This is a genomic window from Salinicoccus roseus, assembly GCF_003814515.1.
Lineage (GTDB): Bacteria > Bacillota > Bacilli > Staphylococcales > Salinicoccaceae > Salinicoccus > Salinicoccus roseus.
The window spans coordinates 300,955-314,641 of record NZ_RKQJ01000002.1; the positions used below are offsets into that span (position 1 = coordinate 300,955).

A 13,687-nucleotide genomic window follows, 5' to 3' on the forward strand; every position below is an offset into this window, starting at 1 on the left:
AAAACCCCCACCATATGGCGGGGGGTGATGATTACATCTGATCAGGTGCAGAGACGCCGATCAGACCCAGTGCATTTTCCAGAGTCTGCCTTACTGCTTCAATCATGAGGAGGTAGGCGGCTGTCTTAGCCTGGTCGTCCGTCAGCACTTTATCTGCATTATAGAATTTGTGGAACACCCCGGCGAGTTCCTGTATATAGTTTGGAATACGATGCGTCGCACGATTCTCCGCTGCACCTTTGACCACATTCGGGAAGTCGGCAAGCTTTTTCAGGACCTCGAGCGCATGCTCATGTACGATTACATCGAGATCCGCGTCCATATCGAGTGTATGGCCGTCCGCTTTCGCCTGGCGCAGTATCGAACAGATGCGGGCATGCGCATACTGTGCATAATAGACCGGGTTGTCGCTGGATTCGGATTTCGCCAGTTCAAGGTCGAAGTCGAAGTGCGTATCCGGGCTGCGCATTGCGAGGAAGTAGCGGCTGGCGTCCACTCCGATCATCTCGATGATGTCACGCAGCGTAATCGCCTTGCCGGTACGTTTGCTCATCTTGACCTCTTCACCGTTCTCTATCAGGCGCACCATCTGCATGATCTGGATTTCCAGGCGCTCCGGATCTTCACCCAATGCCCCGAGCGATCCCTTCAGACGCTTTATATAGCCGTGGTGATCCGCACCGAAAAGGTTGATCAGCTTGTCATAGCCGCGTTCGACCTTATCGAAGTGGTAGGCGATGTCCGGCATCAGATATGTGTATGTGCCATCCTGCTTCCTGAGCACGCGGTCCTTATCATCTCCAAAATCCGTCGTCCTCAGCCACAGCGCACCATCCGCTTCATACGTATAGCCGTTCGCCGTCATCTTGTCGAGTGCCTCGGTGATTTCACCCTTTTCATAGAGCGTCGATTCGCTGAACCAGCTGTCGAAATGCACGTTGAAGTCGTGGAGATCCTGCTTGAGCTTCTCCATCTCATAGTCGACACCCATCTGACGGAACATCTTCACGCGGTCTTCACGGGACGTTTCAACCAGCTCCGGGGACTCCTTGGCAAGCTTCTCACCGATCACCTGGATGTCTTTGCCCATATACCCGTCTTCCGGCATGTAAAGCTCCTGCCCAAGAGCCTCCAGGTAGCGGGCTTCGATGGACAAGGCCAGATTCTCGATCTGGTTCCCGGCATCATTGATGTAGTACTCGCGGGTCACATCATGGCCTGCAAATGCCATGATGTTCGCCAGCGTATCACCGACGCTCGCATTTCGTGCATGGCCGATGTGCAGATCACCCGTCGGATTCGCACTGACGAACTCGATCAGCACCTTTTCGGGGTTCTCGTGCACCGTGCTGCCGTAGCGGTCCTTCTCGGACAGGACCTTATGGATGATGCCCGTCAGGGACGCCTCGTCCATCCTGAAATTGATGAAGCCCGGCCCCGCAATGTCCACGGACTTCACACTGGCCGACCTGTAGTCGAGATTGTCGATGACCGCCTGGGCGATCTCCCTCGGATTGCGCTTCGCCTCTTTCGTCAGCACCATCGCTATATTCGTGGAGAAATCCCCGTTCGCCTTTTCCTTCGGCACTTCCACCTTGACCGGGGGAACGGTTTCCACGAGCCCCGACTTTCTGACTGCTGCTTCGATCGATGTCCTTAACTGCTGTCTCAAATCCATCGCTTACCCTACTTTCCTGATTTTATAATGATAGTCTCCGAGTTTGCCGTTATGGTCGTACAATTCGTAACGGATCTCAATCGTCACTTCCCCGATGTCGAGCGCGGTCGTATTGATGCGGAAATGATGCTTCCCCGCCGGAGACTCATAGAACGTATCCGTCGTCTCCCCCTGCTGAAAATGAAAATTCATATTGATGATGCCACGCCTCTGAATCTTGATGAAATCATCACCGACACGCATCACCACATCAATTTCATAGTCGTCCAGCTGCTCCGTATAGCGGAGATAGCGGTCCTTCCGCTCCAGCACTTCAGCATTGACCGTCTGTTCATAGCGTTTCCTTTCGCCATTCATATCGACGACCTGGTTGATTCGATACATTGTTTCCTTCTTATCCATAATATCACCTACAAGTAAGGTAAATTATAACATACCGGCATAGTGTAGACTACGCCTATATCTGCAGCAGGCTGGTGGCTATTGAAAAGTAGATGAACAGTCCAATGATATCATTCAGGGTCGTGATGAACGGCCCACTCGCAACAGCCGGATCTATCTTCAGCTTGCTGATGATGATCGGCATGATTGTACCGATGACCGTTGCAACACTCAGCGTCAGGAGCAGCGAGATGCCGACGATGAATGCGAGCCACAGCTCCTGATAGAAGACCAGTATCAGGATAATGATCGTGATTCCACTCGCCGCGCCGACCATCACCCCGGCACCAAGCTCCCGTCCCAGCGTGCGCCACAGGCCATGCTTCTGATATTCCCCTGTGGATATCGTCCGCACCATCACTGCGAGCGACTGTGTTCCCGTGTTGCCCGCAGCGTCCATGACGAGCGGGATGAAGAAGGAGAGCAGGACGACCGATTCGAGCGTCTCCTCGAACGCACCGATGACATTTGCCGTAATCAGCCCGAGGCCCATGAGGAGCATGATCCATGGAGCCCGTTTCCTGGCGGCCCCAAAAGGGGAGACATCCATGTCCGTCGTACCCCGCGAGGCGGTGAGTTCCCCCACATCCTCCGTCGCTTCGAACTCCATGATATCGATGATGTCATCCACCGTGATGATGCCGAGCAGTTCATTGTCTGCCCCCACGACCGGGACGGCAATGATGTCATAGTCCTGCATGATATGGGCCACCTGCTCCTGGTCCATGTCGACGGTCACGGTATGGACCGATGTATCGCATATCTCCTTCAGTTTCCGTGAATCGTCGGCAATGAGGAGATCCCGCAATGCAACGAGTCCGATCAGCTGCTGGTCATCGTCCACCACATAGACGAAATGCACCGCTTCATATGTCGTCGTATCCGTCTTCAGCTTTTCAACCATCATGTTCACATCATCCTCGGGTGACCCTCGGACGAATTCCTTCCGCATGATGCTCCCGGCGCTGTGCTGGTCATACTGCAGGAGCTCCTCCATGTACCGCCGCTTGGTCGGGCTCAATCGGGAGAGGATCTCCTGCTGGTCCGCTTCCTCCATCGGCTCGATGAAACGACGCGTGTCATCGGTCGCCAGACGTTCCAGCATGCGTATACGGTAATCCTCCGCCATGATCCCGTACAGCTTCAGCTGCCTTCTGCGGGAAAACCATTTGAAGACCTGTGCAAATGCCTCCGGTGAAATGACTTCAAATACCGCTGCCTGCTCCGCTCTGCTGAAGGACCTCAGAATCTGGTACTGTTCATTGCTATGTAGCCCGGCAAAGCGTTCGGCGAATGCCGATCCGTCCGCATGAAGCATCTCCCTGTATGTCTCGATTGTCCGGGAATCGAGCCTTTTCTTCATATCCCTCATTAATTTACGCCTCCTTCGAATCCTTATTGGACCATACCCGCACGGAGGCGTAACAGAACAAAAAAGTGGCCAGGATTTCTCCTGGCCACCGTGTCCTAGTTATATCGCATATAACTACATATATTCTATATTTCGACAGGCTAATCTGCAATCTTTTTATCGCTTTGACACAATACCGTCACAATTTAGTCATTTTCCATCTCTTTTTGGAGCGCTTCCGAGTTGTTCCATATTTCCTCGTTGTGGGAGATCAGGAACGATTTCAGGGCAGAGCGGCTGAACGGATCCATATCATTCAAATCGATCTTTCCTTTCATGGAACGGTCCATCATGTTGACATGTTCGGGCATCAGCTTGTATCCCCGCCGCTTCGTCCTATTGACCATCTCGAAGCATGCCGCAACCCCGCTGTATACGGGTCCGACATCCATGCGTTCCACACTCACCCATACCAGCCAGTAGGATTCCGCATCCTCACCTTCGACTTCGGATCTGTCCGTCACCCATTTCACACGGCGCTCCACTTCAGCGCGCGCATGCAATCCGCCCATATCGATGAACACTTCTCCCGTATCTTTATTCACATATACGGGGGCGACGTTCTCCAGGCTGATGGAACCGATATTCTGGCCTTTATGCCCATCAAGCGGATCATTCTTGAGGATATTGAACTGGAATCCAGGTTTCTTGCCATTAGAATCATTCGTCATATTATCATACTCCTATGCCAATTCATTAAGTAGATTTATAATTTCACCTTTGATTTCAAGGTCCTCTATCTGCAGTATCTTTTCTCTTGGATAATAAAGCTTCGAATCCATGCGGTGGACGCCGGTTATGCTGTGGATGATAGCCGACTGCGTACTGATTTCACGCAGCTCCCCATTGCTCCGCTTCAGGTGGATCGGCCTGCGGTTGCTCTTCGATCCGGGACGGTCATAATCATAGGGCAGATCCGAATAGGAGTCGCTGAAGAAGTAGTACTCGGGATCGATGCCTGCCTTCTCAAAGAGGGCCTCGAGTTCGGAAATGGTGATGACCGAGCCATCGAACGGGAGGTATTTGAAAAGGTCCCTGTTGACGAACCGGTGCGCCAAGTCACTCAATATCGGATCATCTTCATGGATCCACTCCTGAAGATAGAAGTTGACGACCATCTCGTCCAGCCGCAGGTAATCTTCGACGGTAACTTCCCCCGAGAAGAATGGTATGAAGTATTTTGGCGCCTGCTTGAATGTATAACCCGTTTCGTGCAGGTGTTTCGCCCGCTTCAGGGCGAGGTTCAGAAGGACTTCCCCCCCTCTCGATACGGGATGGAAATAGATCTGCCAGTACATCTGGTAGCGGCTCATCAAGTAGTCTTCAACAGCATGCATGCCGCTCTCCTTGATGATGACCTCCTCCCGGCTTGGGCGCATGACGCGGAGTATGCGCTCCATGTCGAAGTTGCCGTAGCTCACACCTGTATAGTAGGAATCACGCTGCAGGTAGTCCATACGGTCGGCATCGATCTGACTAGATATCATGCTGATGACCAGCCTGTTCTCATGCGTCTTGTCGATGACCTTGGCCACTTCAAGCGGAAAGTCCACACTGACCCGCTTCAGCACTTCATTCACTTCGGTGTTCCCGAGGATGATCTTGCGCGTAAACTCCTCGTGATCGGTATCGAATATCGTTTCAAAGCAGTGGGAAAACGGTCCATGACCGAGATCGTGGAGCAGGGCTGCTGATAATGCCAGCAGACGGTCATCATTATTCCATTCTTCGAACTCCTGGAAGTTGACCACCATGCGCCGCACGATTTCGTAGACGCCGAGCGAATGGTTGAACCGTGAATGCTCTGCAGAATGGAATGCCAAATAAAGCGTGCCGAGCTGCTTGATCCGTCTCAGCCGCTGGAACTCTTTCGTCTTGATCAGATCCCATATCACCTGATCCCGCACATGAATATACCGATGCACCGGGTCTTTGAAAACCTTCTCTTCTACAAGCTGTTTTTTGCCATATTCACTGATTGTCATCCCACTGCCCTCCTATGCCCCTATGATATCACAAAAAGCAGGGCTGCCAAAGGCAGGCAGCCCTGTACTGTATGCGGATTGGAAGATGCTACTTATCCTCTTCGTTGTGGAGCGGCCGCTTCTCATCCTTCTGCTTCTGCACATCCTCTTTCCTTTCGGCCTCCTCCTTGCCCCGTTGGCTTGGCGGATTATCCGGAGGGACGTCCTCCTTGACTTCATCTTCCAGTCCGCGTTCCTTCTGATGTTTGAGCATTTCCTCTTCTTCTTCAGTGGTCATTCGTTTATTCTTTTCGTCAGCCATTCATATCCACTCCTTTTACAGGGTATATTCCACCCCATGGAAGAGTTAAACGCCCGCATCCAGATCGTTGCGCCGTACTCCTTCATGCTGCAGCAGACAAAAACCTTCCATTAATGTAATGGAAGGTCTTTTCATTTCATATCTTCTTTTTCCGAACGGATATCCTTATTCCGCTGCTTCATGCGGTTTATATGATGATGGTAGCGGTCGCGCATTGCTGCATCCATATCCGGGAGCGGTTCAAGGCGCCCATCCCTGCGGATGATGTCGAGCATGCGCTCGAGCACACCATCAACAGTAAGCTCCGTACCGAGCAGTTCATTCAGCGAAGCCATGTCACCAGGGTGGATGTCCGGGTAGGAGAACTTCGTGTCCTCCCCTTTCTTGGCCGCCTCATAGAAATTACGCATTATTTCAGCGCGCTCGGCCCCACTCCCCGTAATACACAGATAGATCTGTACGGCGACACCCTGCTTGATCCTCCGTTGGGAGATTCCTGCAAACTTCCGCCCATCGATGCTCAGATCATAGCTGCCGGGGCAGTAGCTGTGCTCAATTTCATACGCTTCTATTTCCGTATCCGGGAAGGCTTCCCGGACAAGCTCCAGCATCATATCGTATCCCTCATCAATCTGGGCAGCTGACGATTTCGGAAGGATGAGCGAAACATTCAGCACACCCGTGTCGAGCACAACACCAAGGCCGCCGCTGTTCCTCACGATATAGTCGAATCCAGCCTCTTCCAGATAGGAAAGCCCATCCGTGAGATGGGGCAGCCGTGCATCATGCAGTCCCAGGATGACATAGGGATGATGGACCCATGCCCTGAACTTCGGCACACCATCTGTACTCACAATCTCCTGAAGCACATCATCCATGGCAAATGACATGTAAGGATGGGGTGTCGTTTCAATCGGCACATAGTGCCAGTGTTCCCGGAACAGCCTATGCATCGTCCTGTGTCAGCGCCTGTGTGGCAGTGAACAGTGCAAGGTTGAAGACTTCATCCTTGGAACATCCACGGGAAAGGTCATTGACCGGCTGATTCAACCCCTGGAGGATTGGCCCATAGGCTTCAAAGCCGCCAAGGCGCTGGGCGATCTTATAGCCGATGTTGCCGGCTTCTAGGGAAGGGAATATGAATACATTCGCACGGCCCTTCAATTCGGAATCGGGCGCCTTCTTTTCGGCCACGCTTGGAACGAAGGCTGCATCGAACTGGAGCTCTCCATCGATCGGGACTTCAGGCAGCTTCTCCTTCGCATATTGCGTTGCGAGCTTCACCTTTTCCGTCTCTTCCGTCTTTGCAGATCCCCTTGTAGAGAAGCTCAGCAGTGCAACCCGTGGGTCCATCTTGAAGCTTTTTGCCGTCTTTGCCGCTTCCACAGCAACTTCAGCCATCTCTTCTGCGTTCAGCTCAGGATTGATGGCACAGTCTCCCATGACATACAGCTCATCGCCGCGCAGCATGAAGAATACACCGCTTGTACGGGTCACACCAGGCTTCGTCTTGATGATCTGGAGCGCCGGGCGCACCGTGTCGGGAGTGGAATGCACTGCACCGGATACAAGGCCTTTGGCCCGTCCCGTGTATACGAGCATCGTGCCGAAGTAGTTGACATCATTCAATATTTCGAGTGCCTGATCCGACGTCACCTTGCCTTTACGGCGTTTCACGAACTCATCTGCGAGCATCTGTTTATCCTCGTAGGTGGCTGGATCGATCATTTCGAGTTTGCTGATGTCCAGGCCCTCTTTTTCGGCCAGGGCCTTTATCCCGGACTCGTCTCCGAGGACGATCGGTTTGACGTATGTTGTCTCAGCAAGTTCCACAGCAGCGGTGAGGATCCGTGGATCCGTACCTTCCGGAAAAACGATTTCTATGTTTCTATCTTCCAGGTTAGATTTGAGATTATCTAGAAATTGACTCATAATATCCTCCTTGGTTAGCCTTTACATACGCCATATTATACTCTTTCTGTCACATTATTTCATCCCTCTCTGCTTTTAAAACGTTTTCTTATGGAGTAAGATGGAGAGAGATATGAAAAAAAGGAGAGATACACAAATGAATGAAGCTGCACAAACACTCGATGGCTGGTACAGCCTTCACCTTCTCTACAACGTCGACTGGCCATCCCTCCGTCTGCTTGAAGAGGAAGAATTGAACACTCTCGTATCGGAATTGAAGGGATTCCTCGAACGCCAGGAGGAAGTGCACCAGAAGAATGAAGGCAGCTATTCCTTCTATAACATCACTGGGCAGAAGGCGGATCTGATCCTATGGATGCTGCGTCCGACGATCGATGAACTCAATACATTGGAGCTCGAATTCAACAAGCTCCAGATCAGTGATTTCCTCATCCCGTCCTACTCATATGTCTCCATCGTCGAGCTCAGCAACTATTTGGCGAAAGATTCCGGCGAAGACCCTTACCAGAACGAATTCGTCAGGAAGCGCCTCTATCCGGAAGTTCCAAAATCGAAGTACATCTGCTTCTACCCGATGGACAAGCGCCGGCAGGGAGACGACAACTGGTACATGCTGGATATGGAGAAGCGTCGTGAACTGATGCGTTCGCATGGCATGATCGGCCGCAGCTATGCCGGCAAGGTAAGGCAGTTCATCACGGGCTCCATCGGCCTCGACGAATATGAATGGGGTGTGACCCTCTTCTCCGATGATATGCTGCAGTTCAAGAAACTGATCTATGAAATGAGATTCGATGAAGTGTCCGCACGCTACGGCGACTTCGGCGACTTCTTCGTAGGTGTTCATCTGCCGACGGACTCCCTGTCCGCCTTCTTCAGATAAGTTTCAGGTTTCAATATACCCTCATGTGGCTATATATAAATAAATACACTTATCGAGAGAGTTGGGAGGAATCAAGATGGGCCGTCTACTTCGCAGACTCATCCCTTTGGCATTGCCATTCATAATCAGAAAGTTCAAGAACCGTAAAAATAAAGGCGGAGGCAAGCAGTAACGCCTGACCACCTGAAATAGAAAGACCTCCCCGCATGGATCACGTCCATGACGGGGAGGTCTTTTTTCTATTTCACTTTGACAGGCACGGAACGGATGAGGGACTGGAGTACTGCAATGGTGAAGAGGATGAGCAGGATGCTGAATATTATGGTCAGCAACAGATTACTTGATCCATATTCCCCCATCTCCATATTGAAGACCGTCCCTGCAGTCTGGAATGTCCACATTGCATCGATTGCGATTGTAATGCCGAGGCTGAGGACGATGGCGATCATGCCCCCGAGGAAACCACGGTAGAAACCGATGCTGATGATGAAGCCGGCCAGGAAGAACACGTACGTCGTCATCAGGTGCGAGATGATATGGGCCAGCGGGCCGGCGGCCGTGTCGGCTGCGACGATGCCATCTCCAAACCACGGCATCATGCCGAGGATGAGGGACAGGATCCATGTCACGACTGCCAGGCCGACCGTCACCACCCCACCTGTCAGAATCATGGCATTGAGGAAAGTCTTACGCGTCAGACCAAGGCTGATTGCGAGTTCCAGGAACATGAATACCGCCAATATTCCCGCTACAAGCATGAAGATGCGGTTGGCGGATGATGCCATCGCATAGAACGACATCTCATTCACTTCGGTCTCATTGACGAACAGCGATACAAGGATATATATCACAGCCATGACCGGCAGATACCACATCGTCCACTTCGCAATCTCCTTCGAAAAGTCCATTGTTGCCAGTTTCAGTTTATTGTCCATTATACACCCTCCCTGTCTTCAGTCATTCTTATAAACAATTCCTGCAGTTTCAAAGGTGCAATGTTCAAATGGCGTGACTGCGCCTCCTGCCTCTGCGGCTCTTCCAGATGTCCGAGCACCATGTCCGACTGCGTCGGCCCGAGATGCTCGCTCGCAAGCACATCCATACCACGGGTGAAATCCGACACCTTTTCCTTCGGGCCCGTGACCCTGAAGCCGCGCTCAAGGAATGTATCCAGCGGTTCCTGCATCATCACCCTCCCCTGATGGATGATGATGATTTCATCAAACAGATATTCCATCTCTGACACGATGTGGGTCGAGAGGATCAGGATTCTCGGGCTGCGTGCGTTCGCTTCAACCACCTGCTGGTAGAAGTACTCCCGGGAAGGGGCATCCATGCCGTTCGTCACCTCGTCAAAAATGGTGATTGGCGCGTTCGATGCAAGACCGAGCACCGCATTCACCGCGGCCTGCTGCCCCTTCGACATGCGGTTGAGCGCCTTCCTGCGATCGATCTTGAAGCCATCGAGCAGTTCATACGCATAATCGGTATCGAAATCCTCCTTGTACCGCTTCGTCATTCTGCAGAAATCCTCAGGTGTCCGGTATTCTTCAGAGTAGTCGGCTTCGTAGAGGAAATCCACCTTGGGCATCAGCTCGGCATTCTCATACGGATCCTGTCCGTCGATCGTCACCACCCCACGTGTCGGTTTCCTGAAGGAGGCGATCAGTGACAGCAATGATGTCTTTCCTGCGCCATTTCTGCCGAGCAGCCCATAGACCCTGCCCGTCTCCATCTTCAGGCTGACGTCCTCCAGTATCGTATCCTTCTTTATGTTCAAGGACGCATTTTTGATTTCCAATACACTATTCGACATCCATATTCCCCTCCATCTCATGAATCAATCCTTCAATCTCCTGCCTGGTAAAGCCCAGCTTCTCCGCTTCCTCGATCATCGGGCGCAAGTATTCGGCAGCGAAGCGTTCCTTCCTGCCGTCGAGCAGTACGTCCCTTGCCTCCGGGGCGACGAACATGCCGACCCCCCGCTTCTTATAGATGACCCCTTCATCGACGAGCTGATTGACGCCTTTTGCCACCGTCAGGTGGTTCACCTTGTAGAACTGGACGATTTCATTTGTGGAAGGAATCCTGTCATGCGCCTTGAGCGTCCCATCGATGATCTGGTCGCTGATCCAATCCTTGATCTGCTCAAAGATGGGCTTCTTGTCATTGAGCACCCCCGCCATACGAACCCCTCCTAACTGGTTATATAGTTATGTATATAAGTATATACCAATATGCAGAAGATGTAAACATGCACTTTGGGTTTTAAGCATAAAAAAAGACCCCACCGCAGTGGAGTCTGATGAGATATTACAGCCTGATCATGCCGATGATGAGGCATATCCATCCGGCCAGGAAGAGTACACCGCCGATCGGCGTGATGGCACCGAGTATTGAGATGCCGCTGACCGCGAGAATGTATAGGGAGCCGCTGAAGAAGATGACGCCGAGCAGCATCAGCCATCCGGCTGCCCCGAGCAGCGGCGCTCCCGTCGCCTGGACGAGGATGCCGACCGCCATAAGTCCGAGTGCGTGGTACATCTGGTAGGATACCGCCTTTTCCCAGACACTCATGTAATGCTCACTGATCTTCCCTTCGAGGCCGTGTGCCCCGAAGGCTCCGAGCGCAACCGATATGAATGCATTGATTGCCCCGAGTATGATGAAAGTCTTCATTGCCTTTTCTCCTTTGAATCAATCTAGAAATCGAACAGCGAATCGCCGTTGCCGAAACCGTCGTCTGTCCTGAGCGTTTCCCGGGCCGGTGCTGTTGGGGCTGATACCGGCTTCGTTCCGGCCACCTTGCCGCCCATCTGTTCGAGCATCAGGCGGTCGTGCTCCGACATCGCCTGCTTATCCTGTGGACCGGTCGACGGAGCCCCATGCTGCACGCTGCCCGCGTCCGATTCCAGCAGCCCGAGCAGCCGCTCCATCGCATAGAGGTGCTTTTCGAATTCATGCGGCTGGCTGGCCACCTCCATCCTGTGGAGCTCCTGCTTCAGTTCCGCAATGATTTCCTGCCTCATTCCTGTTCACTCCAGTCCACCGGTTTCCTGCCATGCGCCTCCAGGTAGTCATTGGCCCGGCTGAATGGACGGGTGCCAAAGAACCCCCTATGGGCGGACAAGGGACTTGGGTGGGTCGACTTGATGATGCAGTGCTTGGAGGCATCGATCAGCTTCTCCTTCTTCTGTGCAGGTTTACCCCAGAGGATGAACACCACATGCTCCAGGCTGTCCGACACATGGCTGATGATGCCGTCCGTAAACGGCTCCCAGCCAAGTCCACGGTGGGAGTTCGCCTGGTTGGCGTCGACGGTCAGTACTGTATTGAGCAGCAGTACGCCTTCTTTTGCCCAGTCCTTCAGGCTGCCGGTCGTCCTTCTGATGCCGAGGTCCGATTCCAGCTCCTTATACATGTTCCTCAGGGAAGGCGGTATCTTCACACCATCATTGACTGAAAATGCAAGCCCATGGGACTGGCCTTTCCCGTGATAGGGATCCTGTCCCAGTATGACGACCCTCACATTTTCAAACGGTGTAAGCTCAAAGGCCGTATATATCTGCTCACGCGGCGGGAACACTTCCCCCGATTCATATTTCTCTTCAAGTGTCGATTCCAGTTCGGAAAAGTCGTTCTCTTCTTTTACTGATTGGAAGACATCTTCCCATTCCATGATTCTCACCTCTGTCTAAAGTTTGATTATATCATTTAAGCAAGCATGTCTCTAGAAATATACCCTTCATTATAGTAAAATATCATTATTAATGACATTGGAGGAATCTAACTCATGGCACTTAAAAAGACACTCACAATTGCAGGTTCAGATACAAGTGGCGGCGCAGGCATTGCAGCCGACCTGAAGACATTCCAGGAACATGAAACGTATGGCATGACGGCACTGACTACGATTGTGACGATGGACCCCGAAACATGGTCCCATGGTGTCAATCCAATCCCACTCGATGTCGTTGACACACAGATTGCGACAGCACTCTCCATTTCACCAGACGCGATAAAGACGGGCATGCTGCCGTCGGAAGAGGTCATCGAGCGCAGCAAGAATGCCTACCTCGACAGCGATGCGAAATATTTCGTGATGGATCCGGTCATGGTCTGCAAGGGCGATGACGAAGTCCTCAACCCGGGCCTTGTCGATGCGATGGTCGAGCACCTGCTTCCGCACGCGACAGTCGTGACGCCGAACCTCTTTGAAGCGGGGCAGCTCGCCGGATACAAAACGCCGAAAACGCTGGATGCCGCGAAGAAATGCGCGGAAGTCATCCATTCCAAAGGTGCACAGCACGTCATCATCAAAGGCGGCTCTGAAATAGAAGGCGAAAAGGCTGTGGATGTATACTATGATGGCAAAGCATTCCACCTCCTTTCAAGCGATAAGATAGACGCTTCCTACAACCACGGTGCCGGATGCACATTCGCAGCGGCCATTACGGCAAACCTCGCGAACGGCCAGGAGCCGCTTGAGGCGATCAAGAACGCCAAGGCATTCGTCACATCAGCCATCAAGAACGGCTGGAAGATGAACGAACATGTCGGCGTCGTCCGCCATGGTGCAGCCAATACTGTGGAGCAGATTGAAGTTACAGAAGAACAGATATAGTCACAGTCACAAAAGAGATAGCCCGCCTATCTCTTTTGTGTATGCTATTTTAAGGAGCGTTTCACACTATGGAGAAGATCAATCGCGAACAGGTACAGGAGCTTTTGAACAGCTATCAGGACAAGAAGGTATACATCCACGTGGAAGTGACGAGCGGCATGTATGCAAGCCATCTGGATGACCAGGTGTTCAATACGGGCATGTTCCTGAGGAACGTCCCCGTCAACTACACCCAGGGCGCCATCAGGGGCGGCGGCGAGGGCCAGTACCGCGTCGGCCTGAAGCTCGACAACGGCGGCTGGGTCTATGTGCTTGGCCTCACACATTTCGAAGTCAACGAGAACAACGAATTCATCATGCACGGCTTCAACTATGAAGGCAAACTCGCAAGTGCACTTGAAATTTCTACGAAAGAATTCTTTAAATAGGAGG

General features: G+C 52.2%; 17 protein-coding genes. 3 read left to right on the forward strand and 14 right to left on the reverse strand.

The features are described from left to right. Nucleotides 1–31 precede the first annotated feature (31 nt). From argS to pta, 8 genes are all read right to left on the reverse strand, one after another. Nucleotides 32–1,678, reverse strand: coding sequence for an arginine--tRNA ligase (gene argS, locus EDC33_RS08525; RefSeq protein ID WP_124010860.1), 1,647 nt, complete (start codon nucleotides 1,676–1,678; stop codon nucleotides 32–34). A 3-nt stretch (nucleotides 1,679–1,681) separates the two neighbouring features. Further along, nucleotides 1,682–2,080, reverse strand: a complete 399-nt coding sequence (locus EDC33_RS08530) for a YwiB family protein (protein ID WP_031545847.1) — start codon at nucleotides 2,078–2,080, stop codon at nucleotides 1,682–1,684. A gap of 55 nt (nucleotides 2,081–2,135) precedes the next feature. Further along, on the reverse strand, nucleotides 2,136–3,491 hold the full coding sequence (mgtE, locus tag EDC33_RS08535; RefSeq protein ID WP_124010861.1) for a magnesium transporter: 1,356 nt from the start codon (nucleotides 3,489–3,491) through the stop codon (nucleotides 2,136–2,138). Between the two features lie 185 nt (nucleotides 3,492–3,676). Beyond that, nucleotides 3,677–4,201, reverse strand: coding sequence for a YwhD family protein (locus EDC33_RS08540; RefSeq protein WP_124010862.1), 525 nt, complete (start codon nucleotides 4,199–4,201; stop codon nucleotides 3,677–3,679). 12 nt (nucleotides 4,202–4,213) lie between these two features. Beyond that, nucleotides 4,214–5,515, reverse strand: a complete 1,302-nt coding sequence (locus tag EDC33_RS08545) for an HD domain-containing protein (protein WP_124010863.1) — start codon at nucleotides 5,513–5,515, stop codon at nucleotides 4,214–4,216. A gap of 88 nt (nucleotides 5,516–5,603) precedes the next feature. Beyond that, entirely contained in the window at nucleotides 5,604–5,816 is a 213-nt protein-coding gene (locus EDC33_RS08550) for a hypothetical protein (RefSeq protein ID WP_094906155.1), read from the reverse strand. Between the two features lie 131 nt (nucleotides 5,817–5,947). Beyond that, nucleotides 5,948–6,769 carry a lipoate--protein ligase family protein gene (locus EDC33_RS08555; RefSeq protein ID WP_124010864.1) on the reverse strand — a complete coding sequence of 274 codons (822 nt, stop codon included), beginning with the start codon at nucleotides 6,767–6,769 and terminating at the stop codon, nucleotides 5,948–5,950. Then, nucleotides 6,762–7,748: a phosphate acetyltransferase gene (gene pta, locus EDC33_RS08560; protein ID WP_124010865.1), complete on the reverse strand. Its 987-nt coding sequence runs from the start codon at nucleotides 7,746–7,748 to the stop codon at nucleotides 6,762–6,764. Before pta ends, EDC33_RS08555 begins: the two co-directional genes overlap by 8 nt. Nucleotides 7,749–7,884: 136 nt before the next feature. Here pta and hemQ point away from each other — a divergent pair, with 136 nt between their 5' ends. Continuing rightward, nucleotides 7,885–8,631, forward strand: coding sequence for a hydrogen peroxide-dependent heme synthase (gene hemQ, locus EDC33_RS08565; protein WP_094906152.1), 747 nt, complete (start codon nucleotides 7,885–7,887; stop codon nucleotides 8,629–8,631). Between the two features lie 239 nt (nucleotides 8,632–8,870). Here hemQ and EDC33_RS08570 read toward each other — a convergent pair whose 3' ends face one another. From EDC33_RS08570 to EDC33_RS08595, 6 genes are all read right to left on the reverse strand, one after another. Continuing rightward, on the reverse strand, nucleotides 8,871–9,566 hold the full coding sequence (locus EDC33_RS08570) for a hypothetical protein (protein ID WP_124010866.1): 696 nt from the start codon (nucleotides 9,564–9,566) through the stop codon (nucleotides 8,871–8,873). Next, complete coding sequence (locus EDC33_RS08575; RefSeq protein WP_094906150.1) at nucleotides 9,566–10,447, reverse strand: ATP-binding cassette domain-containing protein; 882 nt, start codon at nucleotides 10,445–10,447, stop codon at nucleotides 9,566–9,568. Before EDC33_RS08575 ends, EDC33_RS08570 begins: the two co-directional genes overlap by 1 nt. Further along, nucleotides 10,437–10,817: a GntR family transcriptional regulator gene (locus tag EDC33_RS08580; RefSeq protein WP_094906149.1), complete on the reverse strand. Its 381-nt coding sequence runs from the start codon at nucleotides 10,815–10,817 to the stop codon at nucleotides 10,437–10,439. The genes EDC33_RS08575 and EDC33_RS08580 overlap by 11 nt, the downstream gene beginning before the upstream one ends. A gap of 127 nt (nucleotides 10,818–10,944) precedes the next feature. Beyond that, on the reverse strand, nucleotides 10,945–11,310 hold the full coding sequence (locus EDC33_RS08585) for a DUF423 domain-containing protein (RefSeq protein ID WP_124010867.1): 366 nt from the start codon (nucleotides 11,308–11,310) through the stop codon (nucleotides 10,945–10,947). Nucleotides 11,311–11,333: 23 nt separating this feature from the next. Further along, nucleotides 11,334–11,660, reverse strand: coding sequence for a DUF5327 family protein (locus tag EDC33_RS08590; protein ID WP_124010868.1), 327 nt, complete (start codon nucleotides 11,658–11,660; stop codon nucleotides 11,334–11,336). After that, nucleotides 11,657–12,310 (reverse strand): uracil-DNA glycosylase, encoded by a 654-nt coding sequence (locus EDC33_RS08595; RefSeq protein ID WP_124010869.1) that lies wholly within the window; start codon nucleotides 12,308–12,310, stop codon nucleotides 11,657–11,659. The genes EDC33_RS08590 and EDC33_RS08595 overlap by 4 nt, the downstream gene beginning before the upstream one ends. A 114-nt stretch (nucleotides 12,311–12,424) precedes the next feature. Between EDC33_RS08595 and thiD the strand changes: the two genes are divergently transcribed. Both thiD and EDC33_RS08605 read left to right on the forward strand, forming a co-directional pair. Next, on the forward strand, nucleotides 12,425–13,255 hold the full coding sequence (gene thiD, locus EDC33_RS08600) for a bifunctional hydroxymethylpyrimidine kinase/phosphomethylpyrimidine kinase (protein WP_094906145.1): 831 nt from the start codon (nucleotides 12,425–12,427) through the stop codon (nucleotides 13,253–13,255). A 68-nt stretch (nucleotides 13,256–13,323) separates the two neighbouring features. Beyond that, nucleotides 13,324–13,683, forward strand: coding sequence for a DUF1806 family protein (locus EDC33_RS08605; RefSeq protein WP_031545867.1), 360 nt, complete (start codon nucleotides 13,324–13,326; stop codon nucleotides 13,681–13,683). The last annotated feature ends 4 nt before the right edge of the window (nucleotides 13,684–13,687 follow it).

Coding starts and splice junctions, on each gene's coding strand:
- argS (WP_124010860.1), bottom strand. CDS start 1,678: ATGGATTTGAGACAGCAGTTAAGGACATCGATCGAAGCAGCAGTCAGA.
- EDC33_RS08530 (WP_031545847.1), bottom strand. CDS start 2,080: ATGGATAAGAAGGAAACAATGTATCGAATCAACCAGGTCGTCGATATG.
- mgtE (WP_124010861.1), bottom strand. CDS start 3,491: ATGAGGGATATGAAGAAAAGGCTCGATTCCCGGACAATCGAGACATAC.
- EDC33_RS08540 (WP_124010862.1), bottom strand. CDS start 4,201: ATGACGAATGATTCTAATGGCAAGAAACCTGGATTCCAGTTCAATATC.
- EDC33_RS08545 (WP_124010863.1), bottom strand. CDS start 5,515: ATGACAATCAGTGAATATGGCAAAAAACAGCTTGTAGAAGAGAAGGTT.
- EDC33_RS08550 (WP_094906155.1), bottom strand. CDS start 5,816: ATGGCTGACGAAAAGAATAAACGAATGACCACTGAAGAAGAAGAGGAA.
- EDC33_RS08555 (WP_124010864.1), bottom strand. CDS start 6,769: ATGCATAGGCTGTTCCGGGAACACTGGCACTATGTGCCGATTGAAACG.
- pta (WP_124010865.1), bottom strand. CDS start 7,748: ATGAGTCAATTTCTAGATAATCTCAAATCTAACCTGGAAGATAGAAAC.
- hemQ (WP_094906152.1), top strand. CDS start 7,885: ATGAATGAAGCTGCACAAACACTCGATGGCTGGTACAGCCTTCACCTT.
- EDC33_RS08570 (WP_124010866.1), bottom strand. CDS start 9,566: ATGGACAATAAACTGAAACTGGCAACAATGGACTTTTCGAAGGAGATT.
- EDC33_RS08575 (WP_094906150.1), bottom strand. CDS start 10,447: ATGTCGAATAGTGTATTGGAAATCAAAAATGCGTCCTTGAACATAAAG.
- EDC33_RS08580 (WP_094906149.1), bottom strand. CDS start 10,817: ATGGCGGGGGTGCTCAATGACAAGAAGCCCATCTTTGAGCAGATCAAG.
- EDC33_RS08585 (WP_124010867.1), bottom strand. CDS start 11,310: ATGAAGACTTTCATCATACTCGGGGCAATCAATGCATTCATATCGGTT.
- EDC33_RS08590 (WP_124010868.1), bottom strand. CDS start 11,660: ATGAGGCAGGAAATCATTGCGGAACTGAAGCAGGAGCTCCACAGGATG.
- EDC33_RS08595 (WP_124010869.1), bottom strand. CDS start 12,310: ATGGAATGGGAAGATGTCTTCCAATCAGTAAAAGAAGAGAACGACTTT.
- thiD (WP_094906145.1), top strand. CDS start 12,425: ATGGCACTTAAAAAGACACTCACAATTGCAGGTTCAGATACAAGTGGC.
- EDC33_RS08605 (WP_031545867.1), top strand. CDS start 13,324: ATGGAGAAGATCAATCGCGAACAGGTACAGGAGCTTTTGAACAGCTAT.